Here is a 20,250-nt window from a genome sequence, read left to right on the forward strand (position 1 = left end):
TAACTATTAGTTAAACGAGGTTGTTTTTAACAACCTCGTTTTATTTCAAAACATGATATTTAGGATAATGGAGAGAGATTGTATGAATAAGATTATCGCAATACTTTGTGTTTTATATCTTTTTGTAGCTTGTTCATCAAATACGGACAAAGAAGTTCATGAACCACCAGTTATAAAATCGACTACTCCAGAAGATGGGACTATAAATGTACCTATTGTAAGCACAATTGAGGTTGTGTTTGATGAAGTAATATCACTTGACAATACTCATAATATTACCATAAATGGAAATGAAGCAAATGTAAAGGCATCACAAACTAAACTTATATTTACCCTTGAACTGCAAAAAGAAACTACTTATTCAATAATAATTCCCAAAGGAGCTGTTGTAAATACTTTCGGAATTTTTCTTCAGCAAGAGCAACAATTTTCCTTTACAACAGAAGAAAATATTGAAACTATTATTACAGAAAACCTAGTAACAGAATCTCCATCTTCACAAGCAGTTAATGTTTACAACTTTTTAAAGGATAATTATGGAATAAATACCATATCATCTGTAGTAAGTAATGGTGCTATGGACACCAATGAAGCAGAATGGGTAAAGTATCATACTAATAAATATCCTGCGATGTTGGGCATCGATTATTTATTTTTACATTGGTCACCTGCCAACTGGATAGATTATAATGAAATAGGAGTTTTAAAAGACTGGTGGAACAACAATGGATTACTTACAGCTTCTTGGCACTGGAATATTCCACCAACTCAAGAAATTACAGATATTACCGAATTTACTTTCCGTCTTGAAAATGATGATGGCGTAAAAGTTCAATTTAAACCATCCAATGTAGCTATAGAAGGTACTTGGGAAAATCAAGTAGCTACAGCTGATTTTGATGAATTGATTGGCTATATCAAATTATTCCAAGATGAAAATATTCCACTTGTTTGGCGCCCTTTGCATGAAGCCGCAGGTAATATTTATGAATATAATGACGGTAAAGCTTGGTTTTGGTGGGGAATGGAAGGAGGCGAAGCTTATGTATCGCTTTGGCGATATATGTTCAACTACTTTAAAGATAAAGGAGTTAATAACCTAATATGGGTTTGGACCACGCAAACTAAAGATCATGATTTTTATCCGGGAGATGACTATGTAGATATTATAGGCAAAGATGTTTATAACAAAAACGAAATAGACGAATTAGCTACTTTATTTAAAACTATTCAAACCTCCTACCCAAACAAGATGATTACTTTAAGTGAATGTGGAAATGTAGCCAATATTTCGAGTCAATGGAATGCCGCAGCAAAATGGTCCTGGTTTATGCCATGGTGCGATCATGATAGAACTAAAGATATAAACAATGCGGATTTTACTAGTCCCGATCATGAATTTGCCAATGCTGCCTGGTGGATAGATGCTATTAATCACGAAAAAGTAATAACAAGAGACGAAATGCCAAGTCTCAAATAATTTAAAAGATATATGAAGCGATTGTTTTTCTTATTGCTGATTTTTTCAGCTTTTAATATAGCTCACGCCAAAGTATCCTTACCCGCAATTTTTTGCGACCATATGGTAATGCAACGAAATAGTGAGGTGAAATTATGGGGATGGGCGAACCCAACAGAACATATAAAAATAACTACTTCCTGGACTACTGATACAATAAAAGCTGTTGGAGATAGCCAATGTAATTGGTCGATAAGTCTGAAAACGCCGGAGGCTGGAGAATCACATAAAATAACCATATCTGGGGTAAATACCATAGTGCTAAATGATGTTTTGATGGGAGAGGTATGGCTGCTTTCTGGTCAATCAAATATGGAATGGAATGCCAGCTACGGGATAATTAATGGCGAGGAAGAAATTAAAAATGCCAATCATTCCAATATCAGACTTTTTAAAGCTAACAGAAGAGCTTCCAACTATCCACAGGATAATTTAGAAGGTGAATGGACTATTTGTTCACCAGCAACCATGAAAAACTTTAGTGCTCTTGGTTATATTTTTGGACGAACACTTAAAGATTCCTTAAATGTACCGATTGGCTTAATCAGCAATGCATGGGGTGGTTCGCCAATTGAAATTTGGATTCCTGAAGAGAGAATTACTAAGAATGAATATTTACTCGAAGAATCGAAAAAAATTAAAGAAATGAAATGGAGTGCCCACGAACCTGGTAGGGCATATAATGCTTTAGTACATCCATTACAACCATATAAAATTGCTGGGGCACTTTGGTATCAAGGAGAAACCAATGCAGCTAATCCTAAAGCATATACTCAAATGTTATCAACCTTAGTGGATTCATGGCGCAAAGGTTTTAATCACGATTTCCCTTTTTATTATGCTCAAATTGCGCCTTGGAATGGTTACGGTCCAACTTCAGGGGCGATGGTTCGCGAAGCTCAGCGCAGAGCATTAAATGTTATAGATAAAACGGGAATGGTAGTGGTTAGCGACATTGGTGACACCATTGATATCCACCCTCGAAATAAAATTGATGCAGGAATTCGTTTTGCGAATCTGGCATTAAATAAGAAATACGGAAAGTCACAGTTACCTGTTTCTGGCCCGATATATAAATCATATTCTACCAATGGCAAAAAAGTAATTGTAACATTCGATTATTCAGAAGGCCTTTATGTAAAAGGAGATGCCTTAAATATGTTTGAAGTAAAAGATAATGAAGGTCATTGGTATTCTGCCAAAGCCAAAATCAAAAATAACACCATTGAAGTATCTAATTCCAAAGTAAAACTACCTGTTGGAGTTCGTTTTGCATGGAGCAGTTCTGCCACACCTGGTTTGTTTAATAATGAGGATTTACCTGCTTCTTGCTTTACTTCAGAAAAAGATATGGAGTAATGAATATAAATGATTTAAATACTTCTATGATCAATGTAAATATTCCTAAAATTAAAGAATTAGAGGGAGAGTTACGCAGCATATTAGAGTTTTGGGGCAAAAATACTTGCGACGATGTAAATGGCGGTTTTGTAGCTGAGTTGAATGCTGAAGGAAAGCAAACAGAGGCTACAGAAAAGGGTGCGGTGTTGAATGCTAGATTACTTTGGACTTTTTCAGCTGCCTATAACTTCTTAAAAGAACCCGAGTATTTGACTTTAGCCAAAAGAGCATATGATTACTTGGTGAAATTCTTTTGGGATAAAAAAAATGGAGGAGTTTATTGGTCCGTAAATAAGGATGGTTCCGTACTTAATAATCGTAAACAAGCTTATGCACAGGGATTCGCCATTTATGGGTTTTCTGAGTATTATAAAGCATCCAAGAATCAAGAAAGCTTAAATTATGCCATTGAGTTATTTAAGCTAATAGAAAACCATTATATGTGCAGTAAACATGGTGGTTACATAGAGGCTTTAAGTGATAATTGGCAAGCTTTAGAAGATATGCGCTTAAGCGATAAAGATGCTAATGAGCCAAAATCAATGAATACTCACTTACACATTATTGAGCCATACACTAATCTTTTTCGAGTTTGGCCTAACCAGGTATTAAAAGAGAGCATTCAAGAACAGATAAGGGTTTTTAAGGACAAGATTATAGATACAGAGACCTATCACTTCAATCTGTTTTTTGATTATGATTGGTCTGTAAAATCAAATATAGTTTCCTACGGACATGATATTGAAGGAGCTTGGTTACTCAACGAAGCAGCACATGTTATCCAAGATCAAAATTTGATGGATAAAATGAAGAAATTGTCATTAAACATGGCAGAGATTACGCTCTTATCGGGCTTAGATGTGGACGGCAGTATGGTGTATGAACTTGAAAATGGACATTTAGATACAGATAAACATTGGTGGCCACAGGCGGAAGCTCTGGTTGGTTTTATAGATGCTTTTCAAAACTCTGGGGAATTAAAATACATGAATGCGGCCAACAAAATATGGCAATTCATTTTAAATTTTATCAAAGATGAAAAAAATGGAGAGTGGTATTGGAAAGTAGATGAAAATGGAAATCCTGATATATCACTTCCTAAAGTAGGCTTTTGGAAATGCCCATATCATAATTCAAGAGCCTTAATGGAAGCTATTACTCGAATTAAATCAATGAAACTAAAATAAAACATTTTACCATGAAAGTATTCATTACCATACTAATTCTATTCGTACTAAATATCACGAGTTCGCTTTCGCAATCAATTAGAGTAAATACCATTGGTTATCAACCTCTGGATGATAAAATAGCCACTATTATAGGAAATGCTAACTCATCATTTCAATTAATAGATGCCCTAGATAATAAAGTGGTATTCGAAGGACGCACTGGCGAAGAGGAATGGCAAAATGATACCAAGGAAAAATATAGTTTAATTGATTTTTCGGAATTTAAAAAGCGAGGAACATTCATTATAAAAGTAGGTTCAGAGCAATCTCCTGCCTTTGAAATTAATGAAAATGTTTTTTTAGAGCCTTTAAAAGTTTCTACCAAAGCTTTCTATTTATGGCGATGTGGTATGGCTGTTTCTGGAGAGTATAAAGGAGAGCATTTTCATCACAAGGCCTGTCATCTCAAAGATGGTTATTTGGATTATGATCCGGACAAAACATATAAAGATGGAGTTGGAGGTTGGCATGATGCGGGTGATTATGGGAAATATACAGTGAATGCTGGAGTTACAGTAGCTAGTTTGTTATTGGCGTGGCAACAATTCGAATCAACACTTAAGGACCTTAATTTAGATTTACCAGAAGACAAAGAGATAACAGCCCTGCCTGACTTTTTAAAGGAAATAAAATATGAAATAGACTTTCTTTTTAAGATGCAGTATCCTGATGGTTCAGGGAAAGTATCTCATAAGTTAACACGAAAAAATTTTTCGGGTTTTATCATGCCTGAAAAGGATAATAAGAAACGTTATTTTACTAGTTGGAGTACTGCTGCAACAGCCGATTTTGTGGCTATGATGGCCATGGCTTCTCGTGTTTTTAAACCTTATAATAAATGGTATGCCAATAAATGTTTAAGCGCCGCTGAACTAAGTTATGAATGCCTAAAAAAATACCCCGATCATGTCCCGTTTATACAGCATGACTTTACTACTGGTGGATACCAAACCAATGATAAAGATGATCGTTTATGGGCAGCAAGCGAAATGTGGGTTACAACAGGTGAAAACGGATATTTACAGGATTTTGAAAAACGTTTTACTCAATTTAATACAAAGGTTGTTACCAATTGGGATTGGGATAATGTTTCCAATCTGGGTGTATTTGCATATGTGCTTTCCAAGAGTAAGGATAGAAATATGGCTTTGGTTCAGGAAGCAGAAAAAGCTTGTATTCAAGCAGCCGATACTTTGGTAAATGGAACTGTAAATGATGCGTACGGACGTTCCTTTGATAAGTATTATTGGGGATGTAATGGTACTGTGGCTCGACAAACCATAAACCTTCAGGTAGCAAATGAAATTTCACCTGATATAAAATATAAAAAGGCCACAACTAACATTGTTGCTCACCTTTTGGGGCGTAATTTTTATGGTAGGTCATACATCACAGGTTTAGGTTATCAACCTCCATTATACCCGCATTCGCGTAGAAGTGGAGCCGATAAAAATAAAAATCCTTGGCCTGGTTATATAGTGGGAGGAGGACATACAGCAATCGATTGGGTTGATAAGGAAAGTAGTTATAGCCACAATGAAATTGCTATCAACTGGCAAGCTGCATGGGTTTATGCTTTAGTGGCAGTTCAAAACTAAAACAAGATAAGTAATGATGAATTTAATAAAGATAGCGGTTGTAATGCTGGTGTTGGTATCTTGTAATTCGAGTAATGATAGAGGTACATTTAAAACTGAAGGTAGGCATTTAATAGATGCAAACAATAACGAGTTTATAATGTGTGGTGTAAATGTGCCATTTGCTTGGCATTTGGAGATGTCATATAAAAGCCTTGAGTCAATTGCTCAGCAAAACGTTAATTGTGTTAGGATTGTATGGGAAAGTCATAAGCCAGCGCAAGGCTTGGATAGCATCCTTCAAAAATGTATTGATTTGAAAATGATTCCGATGGTGGAACTACACGATGCTACAGGAGATACCTCTGCAACTAAATTGTATAATTTAGCGGAGTTTTATGTGAGCCCTGAAATGAAAACAATCATTCGTAAATATGAAAAGTACTTGTTGGTGAATATTGCCAACGAATGGGGCGATAATGAAATGACAAATGAGTACTGGAGAGATGCCTATATAAAATGCATTGATTTACTCAGAAGCGAAGGTCTTCAATCGGTGATTGTAATTGATGCGCCAGGTTGGGGACAAAATAGTTCGCCTATATTAAAATATGGTACAGATTTAATAAACCATGATCCATTGCACAATTTGTTATTCTCGGTACATATGTATGGTTCTTGGAATGATGAGAAAAAAATCATTCGTGATTTGTCTAAAGCCCAAAGCCTCTCATTACCTATTATTGTTGGTGAATTTGGTTATAACTATAATGACGGGAATAACAATTTAAACTGCATGGTCAACCATCATCAAATATTACACACTTGTGATAGTTTACAAATTGGATATTTAGCTTGGTCGTGGACTGGAAATAATAAAGAAAATAAATGGCTGGATTTAGTAGAATATGGAGATTGGAAATCTTTAACAAAATGGGGTGAAGATGTTTTTAACTCACCCAAAGGAATAAAACAAACGGCAAAAGCAGCCAGTGTGTTTAAATAATTAAAATAAGAAAGATGAAGTATATTAAATATCTAGTAATACTATTAACGCTGACTTATTGCGTTGCATGCGGAGACAGTAAAGAGGAGTCAAAGCCTGCTCCTGTATTTAAATCGAGTAATCCTGAAAATAATGCCAGTGATGTATCCATCCAAACAGATATTGAAGTAGTTTTTGATGAAGTGGTTAAATTGGTTTCAGATCATGGTATTACAATTAATGATGAAGCAGCTAGTGTGGTGGTTTCTTTTACCAAGCTTGTGTTTGAAGAAACACTTGAAGCAAATACTACTTACACCATAAATATACCTGCAGAAGCTGTAATAAATACTTTTGATGTTCCCTTGGAAAAAAGTATAAAGATATCATTTACCACTAAAGAAGTTTATGTGCCCAGTGGCGATGGAATGAAGTTTGTTGCCGATATGGGTGTTGGCTGGAATTTAGGTAATACTTTGGATACCAAAAATGCGGATAAAACGTATTGGGGAAATCCCGAAGCATCTAAAGCGCTCATTGATGCTGTTAAAGCAAAAGGGTTTAAAACGTTAAGGGTTCCTATTACCTGGCAATATAATATGGGTGCAGCACCTGAATATACCATTGAACAAAGCTTTTTAAATAGGGTAGAGGAAGTGGTTAATTACGGACTGGATAATGACATGTACGTGATTGTAAATATCCATCATGATGAAGAGTGGCTTATTCCCACCTATGCCGAAGTAGATCGAGCTAAAGATCAGTTGGCCAAGGTTTGGGCTCAAATTGCACAACAGCTTAAAGCATATGATGAGCACCTGATATTTGAAACGCTCAATGAAACACGTCTTAAAGGCTCTGCCGAGGAATGGAGCGGAGGAACAGCGGAAGGTAGAGATTGCATCAATCAATTTCATGATTCCGCGATAACAGCTATTCGTAATACGGGAGGTAATAATACCGATCGTTATATCATGATTTCAACATATGCAGCTTCTACATCTCAGGCGGCCATGGATGACTTGGTTTTTCCTTCTTCAAAAAACTTAATTGCAGCCGTACATAGCTATTTTCCATACAAGTTTGCCTTAGCTGAAAATAATTATAACACAGAATGGGGAACCGCTCAAGAAAAAGCTCAAATGGATGCTGAATTTGATAAGGTGGTAAAAGCCTTTATTGATAAAGGTATTCCTGTTGTGATGGGCGAGTGGGGTAACCTAAATCATAATAATTTTTCCGCACGAGTTGAGCATGCGGGCTATTATGCAAATGGATGTATTAGTCGTGGTATTTGTCCTATTTGGTGGGATAACGGAGTGACAAGTCATTTTGGCTTAATTAACCGCAGTAATAATCAATGGGTTTACCCTGAAATAGCAGAAGCTATACTAAATGCTACTAATCCGTAAAGCAAATTTTATGATGAGAAAATGCTTTGGGAGCAAACAAGTGAAAGCAAAGCCAAAGCATTTTTTAATTGGTTTGAGTATAGCGGACAGTAAAACTCATTCTCTTTTTATAACCACGATTCTAGATTTGAACCTATGAAATTAAAAATATTTATAGCCTTTGTATTTATTGTTGCTATGCATTCCTGTAAGCAAGCAGATTCGAAACCCGATAAGCCCAATGTGGTTTTAATATTGGTGGATGATTATGGCTATGCCGATATTAGCCACGAAGGCAATACGCAAATTAAAACACCGGCTATTGATAAAATAGCAGAGGAAGGAGTTTGCTTTACTAACTTTTATCAGAGTGCAGGAGCCTGTGCACCTACCAGAGCATCTTTATTAACGGGGAGATATCATTTACGCACTGGTGTTTGGGGTGTACATTGGGGGCGAGATTTTATTCATACAGATGAAACAACTTTTGCTGATTTAGCCAAAGATGCAGGTTATGTAACTGGAGCTTTTGGTAAGTGGCACAGTGGAAAATCGGTAGGGTATCACTCATGGAATCGTGGCTTTGATGTGGGGCTGGAATCTAACCTTTATCAGTATAACAATACGAATGTTTTAATCAACAATAAGTTGGTAAATGTAGATGGACCTATCACCAATGTAATTACTGATAATGCCATTCAATTTATTGAAGAAAATCGTGATACCTCTTTCATTTGCTATATCCCATATCAATCTATTCATGAGCCTTTTAATTGCCCTGATGATTTATTTGTAAAATATAAAAAGCAAGGGTATACCGACCATGTAGCTCGCTTATATGGCATGATTGAAGTATTGGATAATAACATAGGCCGCATCACCAATAAAGTTACCGAATTAGGTTTAGATGAAAACACGGTTATCATGTTTATGGTAGATGATGGTTGCTCACCAGGTTTTGATCTGACCTATTCAACACGACGTATGAACGCAGAAGAAAAGGCTGAACGCATAAGAGGTTGGGCAAAAGAGCTTAGAGGTACCAAAGCAAATATATACGAGGGAGGAGTTAAATCCCCTTGTTATATTCGATGGAAAGGGCAGTTAGAAGTTGGAAAGCAGATTGAAACTGTTGCTGGCGTAATTGATGTTTTACCTACGTTAGCTGATTTATGTGGCTTTAAAATTCCTGACACAAATTTACCTATTGATGGGCAAAGTCTATATCCTCTTTTATTAGGAGAAACAAGTAATTTAGACGAGCGTTATTACTTCGATAATACCAACTTGTATCGTATTTCAACGGATAAAATAAACATGGATAAGCCTGAGATACGAGAAATGTATGTGCGCCATAAAAACTTTAAATTAGTCCGTTTAAATCATAAACTTAATGGAAGAGATGGAATTGATTATATGTTGTATGATTTAAGCAAAGATGAAAAAGAAGCGCATAATGTGATCAATGAATTTCCTCAAATCAGAGAAACATTAAAAGATACTTTATCCGCTTGGTATAAAGATATGTTGGATTCGCCACATGCTTTTAAAAGCTGCACCTATAATGTGGGTGATTGGAACGAACGGGCTACCTTTATTAATTTAGATGGTATTTCATCCAAAACAGGAAGTTTAAAAAGAGATGACGGATCAGGCTTTGAATTCACCAATTGGGATACGCCAGGCAATTCTTTAAGTTACCAAATTAATGTATTAGAAGAAGGCGATTATTATGCCGATATTTTTATTGATGCTGATCAGAAGGATTTAGGAGGAACATTGGAGTTATTTACAGAAAAGGCTCATACTTCTTTTGAGATAAATCATCGCAAAAAGCTAAAATCGGATATTTTGCATTTGCCTGCAGGTAAACAAACCTTAACCATTCAGTTGCAATCGCTGGGTAAAACTGACAAAGCCATGAACTGGATGAAGAATATTTTGGTTCATAGGGTACCTACAAATAAAGATATTGAAGTGATAAAGAATCCAGAGATAAAAGTTTTTATGCCATCACAAAACTTAGCTACGCAAGTAGGCATAAGTCATGCGCCATTTAATTTTTGCACAAATAGTGGTGTATATGGTACTACCATTAATGCCAAACCTAATGAAGAAATAGAATTAAGTTTTTCGGCAGATAATATAAATCAAATATCAAAAGTTGAATTATTTGTAGATTTTGATAAAATTTATGAATCAAGTGCTGTACAAAAGGGTTATGTCTTGAAAATACAGGAGTTGGGTTTGCACACAATAAATGCAATGTATACCAGTAAATCCGGATATCAGTGTGGCTCTCAGGTAAATTTGTTAATAAAGAATTGATTACGTTAAAATAAAGTCACGTACCAAACTAAGATAATTTGGGTACGTGACTCTTTTGCTTATTCTGTTATTAATTCTACTTTATAGCAGAAAGCATGTTTTCCTGGGTGATTATCGGGAAAGGATAACTCTACGCCATACTCATCACGTTTCCATTTTATAGTTTCATCCGTACCAATTAAACTAACATTAGCAATTTGTTTATCGAAGTAGGGTAGGATTGTAGATAACATTTTTGCTGTTACCTTACCTTCAGTTGGACGATCAAGAACAATAACATAAAGTGTATTTTCATCTTTACTGCGTGTATATCGTATGTCCTTATCGGTGTAAATAGCTTCCCAATTTTCGTTAAAATGCCCATCAGATTTTAAAGTAGTTGGGCCTTCTCCATCAATTACCCAAGGACGAGTATTGTAAATAGCTTCACCATTCATATCCAACCATTCGCCTATGCCCAATAAGGTCTCTTTTTGATCTTCTGGAATAGTTCCGTCAGCCTTTGGACTAACATCAAGTAGCAAACAACCATTTTTGCTAACTACGTCGCAAAGAATTTCAACAATAGCCTCGGGCGAACGCGATTTACGACCATTATAAAACCAGCCTCCCAATGGAGTATCACTCAACCAAGGATCTGCACGCAGACCTGTTGAACGTCCTTTTTCATAATCTAGGATACCGGCACGGGGTGGAATGCAAACGTCGAACTTTACTTTGTAACACAAACCAATGTCTTGTTTTTTAAGCTCAGCTTCGTTTAATAAATATGCAAATGCTTTTTTACGGATATTATCGCTTAACAACTCTAAGCCCATATCAAACCAAAATAAATCAGGAGAGTATTTGTCAGCCGATTCTTTTAAAATCTGAAACCAACGTTCTTCGAAATCAGCATCAGGATAGGGTTCAAAACTATCGCCATCGGGTGAAAAACCGTGTACTTTTCCATACAAATCTTCATTTCCAGGTAGGCCTCCGTCAAAGGCAAAAGAATGGTAATACCAATACCAAGTAAAAGCATGGTGGTAAGTAATCAGATATTTCATATCGCGCTTGCGGATGGCTTTTTCTAACGCACCCGTAATATCAACTTCCGCCATGTCTTTACTGTTCCAACGGCTTACATCAGAATCCCAATTCAGATAATTATCGTGGAATACACCAATAGGTCCCATGAATTTAGCACCGGCTTTATCAAAGAGGTCGGCCCATTCTTCTGCGTCAAATTTTGTAGGGTTAAATTGCTTGATGATGTCTTTATAACCAACCTCATTTTGATCGCCGCCAAAAAGACTTTTATGTCTCATGAATTCGCCAGATGGTTTAGCTTCGCCTCTTGGGGCATTATTCCAGTATACACTGGTGGTGTCGTACATAGCCCATCCATACCATTCGGTGGTTTTATGCTGAGTGGCTAAAGTTGCCGGGCCAATGCAAGTGAAAATACCAAACTTTGCATCTCGAAACCATTCAGGAACGGAATGTTTGGCAATAGAAGGCCATTCTTCTTTAAATGTTTTTCCTGCCTTCTTAGCTTGCTCAATTTGATCGACTTCGCTGGCGTTTTCCTTTTTAGCCAGTTTGTTTTGGGCATGTACATTTGCAAATTGAAATATACATACAACCATAAATAAGTATATGATTTGATTTTTCATCTGATTAAAATTTTTGTATTAGAAAAAGTGCCAAAAGTTTCTACACATTCAGGAACTCTCATTAACTTGCATAATCGTGCCCCTTTGTGCATAATCATATGCTCTTCCTATTTCTATTATAAAGGACTTAATTGAATTTTGTAACAGAATGCATGTTTCCCATTTGTATTATCAGGGAATGAGAATGTCATGTTGGTTTCGTTCTGTTTCCATTCAATGTTTTTATCAGAACCAATAAGGCTTATACTTTCAATTTTACGTGTTAGATATTCGAAACCAGCACCTAGTTTTTTAGCCACTACAGTATTTGTTGTAGGCTCATCCATTACTATTACATACAATGTGTTATTATCTTTACTTTGTGTATATCGAATATCTTTCTCAGTATAAATGGCTTCCCAGTTTTCGTTAAAATGACCGTCTTTTTCAAGTTTAGTCGGCCCTTCTTCGGCAATTACCCACGGGCGTGTATTGTAAATTGCTTCACCGTTTATTTTTAACCATTCTCCAATCCCCAATAAGGTTTCTTTTTGGTCGTCGGGAATGGTTCCATCTGGTTTTGGACTTACATCTAGCAGCAAGCAACCATTTTTACTTACAATGTCAATAAGGATTTCGATAATGGCTTCGGACGAACGCGATTTACGTCCATTGTAAAACCAACCGCCAAGTGGGGTGTCAGTGAGCCAAGCATCCTCACGTGCACTTTGTGAACGGCCTTTTTCAAAATCCAGAATACCTGCTGATGGAGGAATACAAATATCAAATTTGGTTTTGTAAGAGATGCCAATTTCTTGTCCATTTTCTTCTGCTAAATTGAGCATACGAGCATACGCTTTTTTGCGAATATCATCGCTAAGCAACTCTAGCCCCATATCAAACCAGAATAAATCCGGTTTGTATTTCATCGCTGCTTCTTCTAATTTACGAAACCATAAATCTTCGTATTCAGCATCTGGATATTCACCAAAACTATCGGGGTCATTCGAAAAAGTATGTGGTTTACAATACAAATCGTAGTATTCTGGATTTGCGCCGTCATACTTATGCGATTCAGTAAAAAACCACCACGAAAAGGCATGGTGAAATGTAATTAGGTATTTCATGTCTTTTGCTCGTATGGCTTGTTCAAGTTCACCCACAACATCAATACCTGCAGTTCGTTTCATATTCCAACGAGTAACTTCCGAATCCCACAACATAAAATTATCGTGATGACATCCCATAGGCCCCGAAAATTTAGCTCCAGCTTTGTAAAATATGTCAGCCCATTCTTCTGCATCAAACTTATCAGGCTGAAAATCCATAATCAAATCCTTATAACCGTATTCATTTTGGTTACCAAAAAGCTCTTGATGCAATTTAAAATTACGCGTTGTATCTGGTGAATCTGGACGAATCGCGTTTGTCCAATATTTTGCTTTGGTATTATACATAGCCCATCCCCACCATTCGGTAGTTTTATGTTGTGTTGCCAAAACAGCTGGGCCAAAATGGGTGTAAATACCAAACTTGGCATCTCTAAACCATTCGGGAGTTGTATGACGAGCTATGGATGGCCATTCTTCTTTGTAAACCTTTTGATGGACATTTTCTTTTTTCAACTTGGTTTCGCTGATGTTTTGTTTGCTTTTATTTTGTCCCGCTAAGGAAAAACTAATAAGGGTAAAACATAGTATAAAACCTTTCCATAATTTTTTTTTCATGCTTAATTATTTGTTGTAATTAGAACTATATATGACAAACATTGCTACTATAGTTATCATGTAAGTGCTTGTTAAAGTTTTTACATTTACTTACGCTGAATGTGTTTGTGTAAAGTATTGAATAACAATGTTTCAAAATTACATACTGTTATTGATTTCAACTAAATTAAGACTATATGATAACTATATTTTCAACTTATCAGTTCCAACATAAACTATATTTAGGACGCATTTTACGTACCTTGTGAAAGAATTAAATGAAGATGTATGCATTATGTTAAATCTCTTTTATTAAAGCTGATATTGCTGCTTGTGTTTTTTCTAAATCTCAAGGGTACATATTCTCAGGAGCCGATTGATTCTTTATATGCATTAAACCGTTTCAGCTGGGAGCGTTACAAAATGGCACAAGAAGAAACAGAACAAGCGTATAACTATTTTAAGGATGGCGCTGCTTATTTTTTATTAAAAGGAGATACTGTAAATCATTTAAATTGCATTGCTCATTTATCTGATATTGAACATAGACAAGCTAAGTTTAACGAGGCCTTTGATTTGCTGTGGGATGCTCTGCCTAAAGCCAATGAAATTGCCAACAAATTACCTTTACTCGAAATTCATCAGATGCTGGGTATTCTATATCAGGTTTATGGCAAAGACAGTATTGCTTTGCACCATAGCAAACAGGGCTTGCAAATAGCAAAGCAATATGCTCAAAACGATTCAACTATTAAAGGCAGATTGACCTCATGCTATTTAGATGTAGCGGTACAATTAGTGGCCATGCAAGAGTATAACACCGCTATTCAATATTTAGATTCGTGTTATTATAGCGACAATACGAATACGCGATTGCACTTTGTGGATGGTATTTATGGTCAGGTTTATTTAGAGCAGCATAACTATTATAAAGCTCAGCATTATTTACAGGGAGTAATTCCTTTTTTAGAGGAAAGAGGGAATGGTTTTCAAACTTCGGTGAATTATTTTATGGGAAAATTAAAATCTAAAACAAACCAGCCAGATAGCGCTATTTACTATTATAATAAGTCCTTAACTGCCATTGACTCTTTACAAAATAACCTTAAACTAAAGCCTTTGGTTTTAGAACAATTAGCGTTTGAATACGCCAAAACCAACTATAACAAAAAGGCTTATATCTATTTAAAAGCTGCTAAACAATTATCCGATAGTTTGTTTAATACCCAAAGTAAGCAGAATAAAGTCTTGTTCGAAATAAAAAATAGATACAAGGAAGATTTGCTTCGCAAAGAACAGGAGCTAAAAACTAATAATCAACTTTTAAATATTAGCAATCAAGCTAGGTTCAGATTACAATTATTGCTTGGTTTACTGCTGTTGCTTGCTATTGCGGCACTTGTTGCCATTCGTTTAAATGCCAAAATGAAACAGATTGCCTACGAAAAACAGTTGAATGAGGAAAAAAGCGAAGTCATTTTAGATATTAAAAACAAAGAACTTACTGCTAATGCGCTGCAGATTATTGAAAAAGAGCAGGCCGTTAAGGAATTACTAGAAACTGTTATGGCAAAATCGCCCGAAACTTATAAAAAACTGCAACGAAAATATAAACAGAGCAATAAAAAAATATGGGACGATTTTAATTTGAGATTTACACAAACCAATGATAAGTTTTACCAAAATTTATTGGAACAATACCCAGATTTAACACCAACAGATTTAAAACATTGCGCATTGGTAAAACTAAATTTCGACAGTAAGGAGATGTCACATTTACTAGGCATCTCTGTAAATAGTGTGCACATGGCGCGTTCTCGTATTCGTAAAAAAATGAATTTGAATAGAGAAGATAATTTGAGTAATTTTTTGAGCAAGCTATAATCCAACTAAATGTAGGTAGCTCTTTAATTACTGTATCAGCACGTTTTTCACTCATCAAAAACGTTCATTAGAAACAAATAATCCCATTCTGTAAACATTTTATACATATCAATAAAGCAATAAGCGCTTAATATTGTGATGAATAATATATTGAACAGAATATGGTACATAGAAAGAGTTTTTTTACAGTATTACTTTTATGGGTAATTACTGCTATAGCTTGTAAACAAAGTCTAAACACAAAAGATCAAAGACCTAATATCCTTTTTATTATGTCAGATGATCATGCTTACCAAGCCATTAGCGCCTATAGTAATCACTTAATTGAAACACCAAATATCGATCGAATTGCCCATGAAGGGATGCTGTTTACCAATGCTTGCGTAACAAACTCCATTTGTGCACCTTCTCGAGCTACCATTTTAACAGGAAAGCATACCCATATCAATGGTAAAATAAACAATATCCAACCCTTTGATACAACACAAGTCACCTTTCCTCAATTATTTCAGCAAGCAGGTTACGAAACGGCCATGTATGGTAAATTGCATTTTGGCAATAATCCTAAAGGAGTGGATGATTTTATGATTCTGCCTGACCAGGGAAATTATATTAATCCTAATTTTAATACCCCCAAAGGCGATACCACAATTGTAGGATATGTAAGCGATATAATTACGGATTTAACTTTAAATTGGCTAAATAAAAAGCGCAATAAAACCAAGCCATTTATGATGATGTATATGCATAAAGCACCACATCGTCCATGGTGGCCCAGCCCTCATAAGTTTAAAGAATTCGCCGCTAAAAACTTTCCTGAACCGGTTAGTTTATTCGATGATTATACCAACAGAGGAACCGCCGCAAAAACAGCTGAAATGAACCTATTAACCCACATGAAATATGGTCATGATTCTAAAATAAGACCTGAAACGATAAATGAAATGGGTGAAATTACACCTTACGTTCCACCTGTTGAATGGGGAGAAGGTTTTTATGGTCCATATAATAGAGCAAATGCCCAGCAAAAATCCTTGTATGATCCAGTCATTGATTCTATCAATACATGGTTTAAGAATAATTGGATGAAACTGAGTATGGAAGATAAAATGCGTTGGAAGTATCAGCGTTATATGCAGGATTATTTGGCTTGCATTTCCTCTGTAGATGATAATGTTGGTAGAGTGTTAGATTATTTGAAAGAAAGCGGATTAGATAAAAATACTATCGTTGTATATACCTCAGATCAGGGCTTTTATTTAGGGGAGCATGGTTGGTTCGACAAGCGTTTTATATACGATGAATCATTTAAAACTCCATTGCTTATTCGCTGGCCTAAGCAGATAAAACCAGGAACAAGTTGTGATGAAATGGTTCAGAATCTAGATTTTGCTCAAACCTTTTTAGAAGCCGCTCAAATATCTGCACCAAGCGATATGCAAGGCGAGAGCCTGATGCCTTTATTAAAAGGAGAAGATGAAAAGTGGACAAGAGATGCGGTGTATTATCATTATTACGAATACCCTTCGGTACATATGGTAAAAAGGCATTATGGTATAGTAACAAAAGAGTATAAGCTTGTTCATTTTTACTACGATGTGAACGAATGGGAATTATACAACAGAAAAAAAGATCCACAGGAAATGAATAATGTTTACGAAGATTCAAACTATCAGGAAACTGTAAAGGAATTAAAAGCTAAACTGGAAGACCTTAGAGTTAAGTATAAAGACTCAGAAAAATTAGATCAACACTTTATAGAAATTACAAAATAAAGGCTTAAAATAATCATGAGAATGAAATTTCAAAAACTCTTTTCAACCACGGTCATAGCTTTACTCATCATCAGTTGCTCAGGAAAAAGCACAAAGAGCAATAAAGAGTCTGATACAGCAAAGCGACCTAATATCATCTTTTTTATTGCAGATGATATGTATCCCGAAATGTTTAATTGCTTGCCAGAAGGTAAAGGAAAAAACTTAACCCCCAATATGGATCGGTTAGTTGCAGAAGGAACCCTAATGAAAAACCAATTGGTTGCATCGCCGGTCTGTACACCTAGTCGTTATAATTGCTTAACAGGTAATTACGCCAGCAAAGCCACCAATAAAGCTTTTACATCATTTACCAAAGAACAGGAAGGGCAAACGGTTATCCATTGGAATACTTTTATTACAAACGGAAATAAAGCCTTGCCGCATTATCTTAAAGAGCTTGGTTATACCACAGGTATGGTGGGTAAAAATCATGCTATTGAAGCGGGAACCTTATATCATTTTCCTGATTATTGGGCAGATGCTAAAGCGCCTGAGATTGTTGAGAAACTGGAGTCGAATTATAATCTTACTGTTCAGGCTATATTAGATAACGGTTTTGATTATGCGGATGGTATTTACCATGATAACCCTAATTTTGTTGGTTTAGGCGAGCTTGCGGTGCAAAATACAGATTGGATAGCAGAAGCTGGCGTTAATTTTATTGAGAAAAATTATAAGCGTCCCTTTTACCTGTATTTTGCTACTACTATACCACATGCTCCAACAGAACCTAAACGATCTTGGAATGCCAATCCTTTAATAACGGCTAAAGGTTATCTGGAAAAAGCGCCCAATGTAATGCCTGTACGTCATACTATTCCTGAGAGAACAAAAGCAGAAGGATTAGAAGGGAAGGGTAAAGAAAACCTACTTTGGTTAGATGATGCTCTTGGTGCTTTAATCCATAAGTTAGAAGACCGTAATATTTTGGATAATACCATTATTTTCTTTTTTAACGATCACGGACAAAAAGCAAAAGGCACCTTATATCAGGGTGGAGTAATGAGTCCGAGTATTGTATGGCAAAGTAAAGGTTTTAAATGCGGGAATATTTGTAATACTAAAGTACAAAACATTGATTTTGCCCCAACTATTGTTGAGATGGCCGGAGGTAATGTTGAGGAAAATCAATTTGATGGACAAAGTTTTAAGGCTCTTTTAGATGGTGAGACTTTAGATGCTGAACGTACTTTCTTTTTTGAACTCGGTTATGCACGCGCCATTATTAAAGGAGATTATAAATATTATGCCATACGTTATCCAGCTTTTGCTAAAAACAGAACTAAGGAAGAACGCGCTACAGTGTTGGAAGGATACAATTCACCACGTATTAAAAAGAAAATGGGTACAGTAAACCTAGATAATCCAATGGCTCCTTACAGTCATTTTTCTTTAGTTCCAGGAGGAGAGCAAGCAGAGCATGCATCGTATGGTCAATTGCCGGGATATTTTGACATGGATCAACTGTATAATCTAAAAGAAGATCCCAAAGAGCAAAATAATCTATTTAATGACCCATCGAGTCAGCAAGTTTTAAACGAATTAAAGGCCGAATTAAAGAAACACCTAGCAAGTATGCCCGGTAAGTTTGATATATAGAGAAAATATAAAAAAGTTGTGTTAAATAGTTGATAAAATAACAGCTCCATTGTTTTGATTGATGGGGCTGTTATTGTTTTAATACTTGATGTTAGCTGTTTCTTGTGGTTTGCAGGTAGCTCTTAATAGCATCTCAAATACATATGCAAGCTTGTTTCTGATTTTTCAGTATTGTAGCTATAATGTATTATATTTGAATGCTTGTTAAGCAAATAATTATTGAAATAGAACAGCGCCTAAATGCCAAGAACAATTTTTGAAAATATAGTTATTCAACATTTTGAGAATCAAGCCTCATTTGAATACTGCCCATATACAGCCATACGTTTTTTCGAAATCTTGTTCATTGAAAAGGGTAATGGTAAATTAATTGTTAACGGCCATAGCATTCCTTATAGCGATAATCAATTATTTATATTAGTTCCTAATGATAAGTATACCTTTAATGTAGAACAAGCTACCACGGTAAATACCATTAAGTTTTTAAATAGTTTTTTTACGGGTTCTTCAGAGGATAATGATGATAAGCAACGAAAAGAATGGTTTAAAAAAATAGAAACTATTTTACACAGCACCAATCGAAATACCAATATTGAACTTAAATCAGAAGCAGAAAGGAATAATATCCTTGCTATGTTTAACATTATATGTATTGAGTATCATGACCAGGAATTAAAAAGTGATTTAATATTAAAAAACACACTTCATTCTATTCTTCATATTATCTCACGAAATGTAAATTACGTTTCTATCAAAACAGCTTCTTCAAAAATTCAAGAAATAGTTAATTATATTCATACTAACATTTATGATGCTGACTTGATTTCGAATACAGCTATCGCAGAGCAATTTAATATTTCGGACAACTATGTTGGTCAGTATTTTAATAAACAAATGGGTATTAGTATCAAAAAATATATTTTAACTTACAAGGTAAAGTTAGCTGAAACTCGCCTAAATTATACTGACCTAACACTTTCTGAAATAGCGATGGAGTTAGGTTTTACCGATAGTAGTCATCTAGATAAAACCTTTATTGCTTACAAAGGTCTTGCTGCAGGCGCTTTTCGTCTACAAAGTAAAAACAAATAATAATTCGCTAATAAATTAGCTCTCACAGTGCTGTAATTCCCTTTTTCCTCCTTGGATAATGTCCATTTTATATTGAATAATTCGT

At 35.5% G+C, this 20,250-nt stretch carries 13 protein-coding genes; 11 read left to right on the forward strand and 2 right to left on the reverse strand.

What is annotated here, in order from left to right:
* Positions 1-82: 82 nt before the first annotated feature.
* From A8L32_RS15530 to A8L32_RS15560, 7 genes are all read left to right on the forward strand, one after another.
* On the forward strand, positions 83-1,480 hold the full coding sequence (locus A8L32_RS15530) for a glycosyl hydrolase (protein ID WP_198931796.1): 1,398 nt from the start codon (positions 83-85) through the stop codon (positions 1,478-1,480).
* A 12-nt stretch (positions 1,481-1,492) separates the two neighbouring features.
* Positions 1,493-2,878, forward strand: coding sequence for a sialate O-acetylesterase (locus A8L32_RS15535; RefSeq protein ID WP_075590944.1), 1,386 nt, complete (start codon positions 1,493-1,495; stop codon positions 2,876-2,878).
* Entirely contained in the window at positions 2,878-4,107 is a 1,230-nt protein-coding gene (locus tag A8L32_RS15540; protein ID WP_233145493.1) for an AGE family epimerase/isomerase, read from the forward strand. The genes A8L32_RS15535 and A8L32_RS15540 overlap by 1 nt, the downstream gene beginning before the upstream one ends.
* A gap of 11 nt (positions 4,108-4,118) precedes the next feature.
* Positions 4,119-5,747, forward strand: a complete 1,629-nt coding sequence (locus A8L32_RS15545) for a glycoside hydrolase family 9 protein (RefSeq protein ID WP_075590945.1) — start codon at positions 4,119-4,121, stop codon at positions 5,745-5,747.
* Positions 5,748-5,760: 13 nt separating this feature from the next.
* The gene (locus A8L32_RS15550; RefSeq protein WP_083631369.1) at positions 5,761-6,732 is read left to right on the forward strand and encodes a cellulase family glycosylhydrolase; all 972 of its coding nucleotides are present in this window, start codon (positions 5,761-5,763) and stop codon (positions 6,730-6,732) included.
* 14 nt (positions 6,733-6,746) lie between these two features.
* Positions 6,747-8,123, forward strand: a complete 1,377-nt coding sequence (locus tag A8L32_RS15555; RefSeq protein WP_075590947.1) for a cellulase family glycosylhydrolase — start codon at positions 6,747-6,749, stop codon at positions 8,121-8,123.
* Positions 8,124-8,258: 135 nt separating this feature from the next.
* The gene (locus tag A8L32_RS15560; RefSeq protein WP_075590948.1) at positions 8,259-10,430 is read left to right on the forward strand and encodes a sulfatase-like hydrolase/transferase; all 2,172 of its coding nucleotides are present in this window, start codon (positions 8,259-8,261) and stop codon (positions 10,428-10,430) included.
* Positions 10,431-10,489: 59 nt separating this feature from the next.
* Here the strand turns inward: A8L32_RS15560 and A8L32_RS15565 are convergent, their stop codons facing one another.
* A complete protein-coding gene (locus tag A8L32_RS15565) occupies positions 10,490-12,088 on the reverse strand; it encodes an alpha-L-fucosidase (protein WP_075590949.1) in 1,599 nt (532 codons plus the stop codon).
* A 116-nt stretch (positions 12,089-12,204) separates the two neighbouring features.
* Positions 12,205-13,794 (reverse strand): alpha-L-fucosidase, encoded by a 1,590-nt coding sequence (locus A8L32_RS15570; RefSeq protein ID WP_075590950.1) that lies wholly within the window; start codon positions 13,792-13,794, stop codon positions 12,205-12,207.
* Positions 13,795-14,061: 267 nt separating this feature from the next.
* Between A8L32_RS15570 and A8L32_RS15575 the strand changes: the two genes are divergently transcribed.
* The 4 genes from A8L32_RS15575 (at position 14,062) to A8L32_RS15590 (ending at position 20,165) form a co-directional block, all read left to right on the forward strand.
* Positions 14,062-15,657, forward strand: a complete 1,596-nt coding sequence (locus A8L32_RS15575) for a helix-turn-helix transcriptional regulator (protein WP_075590951.1) — start codon at positions 14,062-14,064, stop codon at positions 15,655-15,657.
* A gap of 161 nt (positions 15,658-15,818) precedes the next feature.
* The gene (locus A8L32_RS15580; RefSeq protein ID WP_075590952.1) at positions 15,819-17,432 is read left to right on the forward strand and encodes a sulfatase family protein; all 1,614 of its coding nucleotides are present in this window, start codon (positions 15,819-15,821) and stop codon (positions 17,430-17,432) included.
* Between the two features lie 21 nt (positions 17,433-17,453).
* Positions 17,454-19,073: a sulfatase family protein gene (locus tag A8L32_RS15585; RefSeq protein WP_075590953.1), complete on the forward strand. Its 1,620-nt coding sequence runs from the start codon at positions 17,454-17,456 to the stop codon at positions 19,071-19,073.
* A 240-nt stretch (positions 19,074-19,313) separates the two neighbouring features.
* On the forward strand, positions 19,314-20,165 hold the full coding sequence (locus A8L32_RS15590; protein WP_075590954.1) for an AraC family transcriptional regulator: 852 nt from the start codon (positions 19,314-19,316) through the stop codon (positions 20,163-20,165).
* Positions 20,166-20,250: the final 85 nt, after the last annotated feature.

The sequence above is a fragment of the Labilibacter marinus genome (assembly GCF_001659685.2).
GTDB classification, from domain to species: domain Bacteria; phylum Bacteroidota; class Bacteroidia; order Bacteroidales; family Marinilabiliaceae; genus Saccharicrinis; species Saccharicrinis marinus.

What these genes read in the sequence shown, in the direction of transcription:
- A8L32_RS15530 (WP_198931796.1), top strand. Translation starts at nt 83, where the DNA reads ATGAATAAGATTATCGCAATACTTTGTGTTTTATATCTTTTTGTAGCT.
- A8L32_RS15535 (WP_075590944.1), top strand. Translation starts at nt 1,493, where the DNA reads ATGAAGCGATTGTTTTTCTTATTGCTGATTTTTTCAGCTTTTAATATA.
- A8L32_RS15540 (WP_233145493.1), top strand. Translation starts at nt 2,878, where the DNA reads ATGAATATAAATGATTTAAATACTTCTATGATCAATGTAAATATTCCT.
- A8L32_RS15545 (WP_075590945.1), top strand. Translation starts at nt 4,119, where the DNA reads ATGAAAGTATTCATTACCATACTAATTCTATTCGTACTAAATATCACG.
- A8L32_RS15550 (WP_083631369.1), top strand. Translation starts at nt 5,761, where the DNA reads ATGATGAATTTAATAAAGATAGCGGTTGTAATGCTGGTGTTGGTATCT.
- A8L32_RS15555 (WP_075590947.1), top strand. Translation starts at nt 6,747, where the DNA reads ATGAAGTATATTAAATATCTAGTAATACTATTAACGCTGACTTATTGC.
- A8L32_RS15560 (WP_075590948.1), top strand. Translation starts at nt 8,259, where the DNA reads ATGAAATTAAAAATATTTATAGCCTTTGTATTTATTGTTGCTATGCAT.
- A8L32_RS15565 (WP_075590949.1), bottom strand. Translation starts at nt 12,088, where the DNA reads ATGAAAAATCAAATCATATACTTATTTATGGTTGTATGTATATTTCAA.
- A8L32_RS15570 (WP_075590950.1), bottom strand. Translation starts at nt 13,794, where the DNA reads ATGAAAAAAAAATTATGGAAAGGTTTTATACTATGTTTTACCCTTATT.
- A8L32_RS15575 (WP_075590951.1), top strand. Translation starts at nt 14,062, where the DNA reads ATGCATTATGTTAAATCTCTTTTATTAAAGCTGATATTGCTGCTTGTG.
- A8L32_RS15580 (WP_075590952.1), top strand. Translation starts at nt 15,819, where the DNA reads ATGGTACATAGAAAGAGTTTTTTTACAGTATTACTTTTATGGGTAATT.
- A8L32_RS15585 (WP_075590953.1), top strand. Translation starts at nt 17,454, where the DNA reads ATGAAATTTCAAAAACTCTTTTCAACCACGGTCATAGCTTTACTCATC.
- A8L32_RS15590 (WP_075590954.1), top strand. Translation starts at nt 19,314, where the DNA reads ATGCCAAGAACAATTTTTGAAAATATAGTTATTCAACATTTTGAGAAT.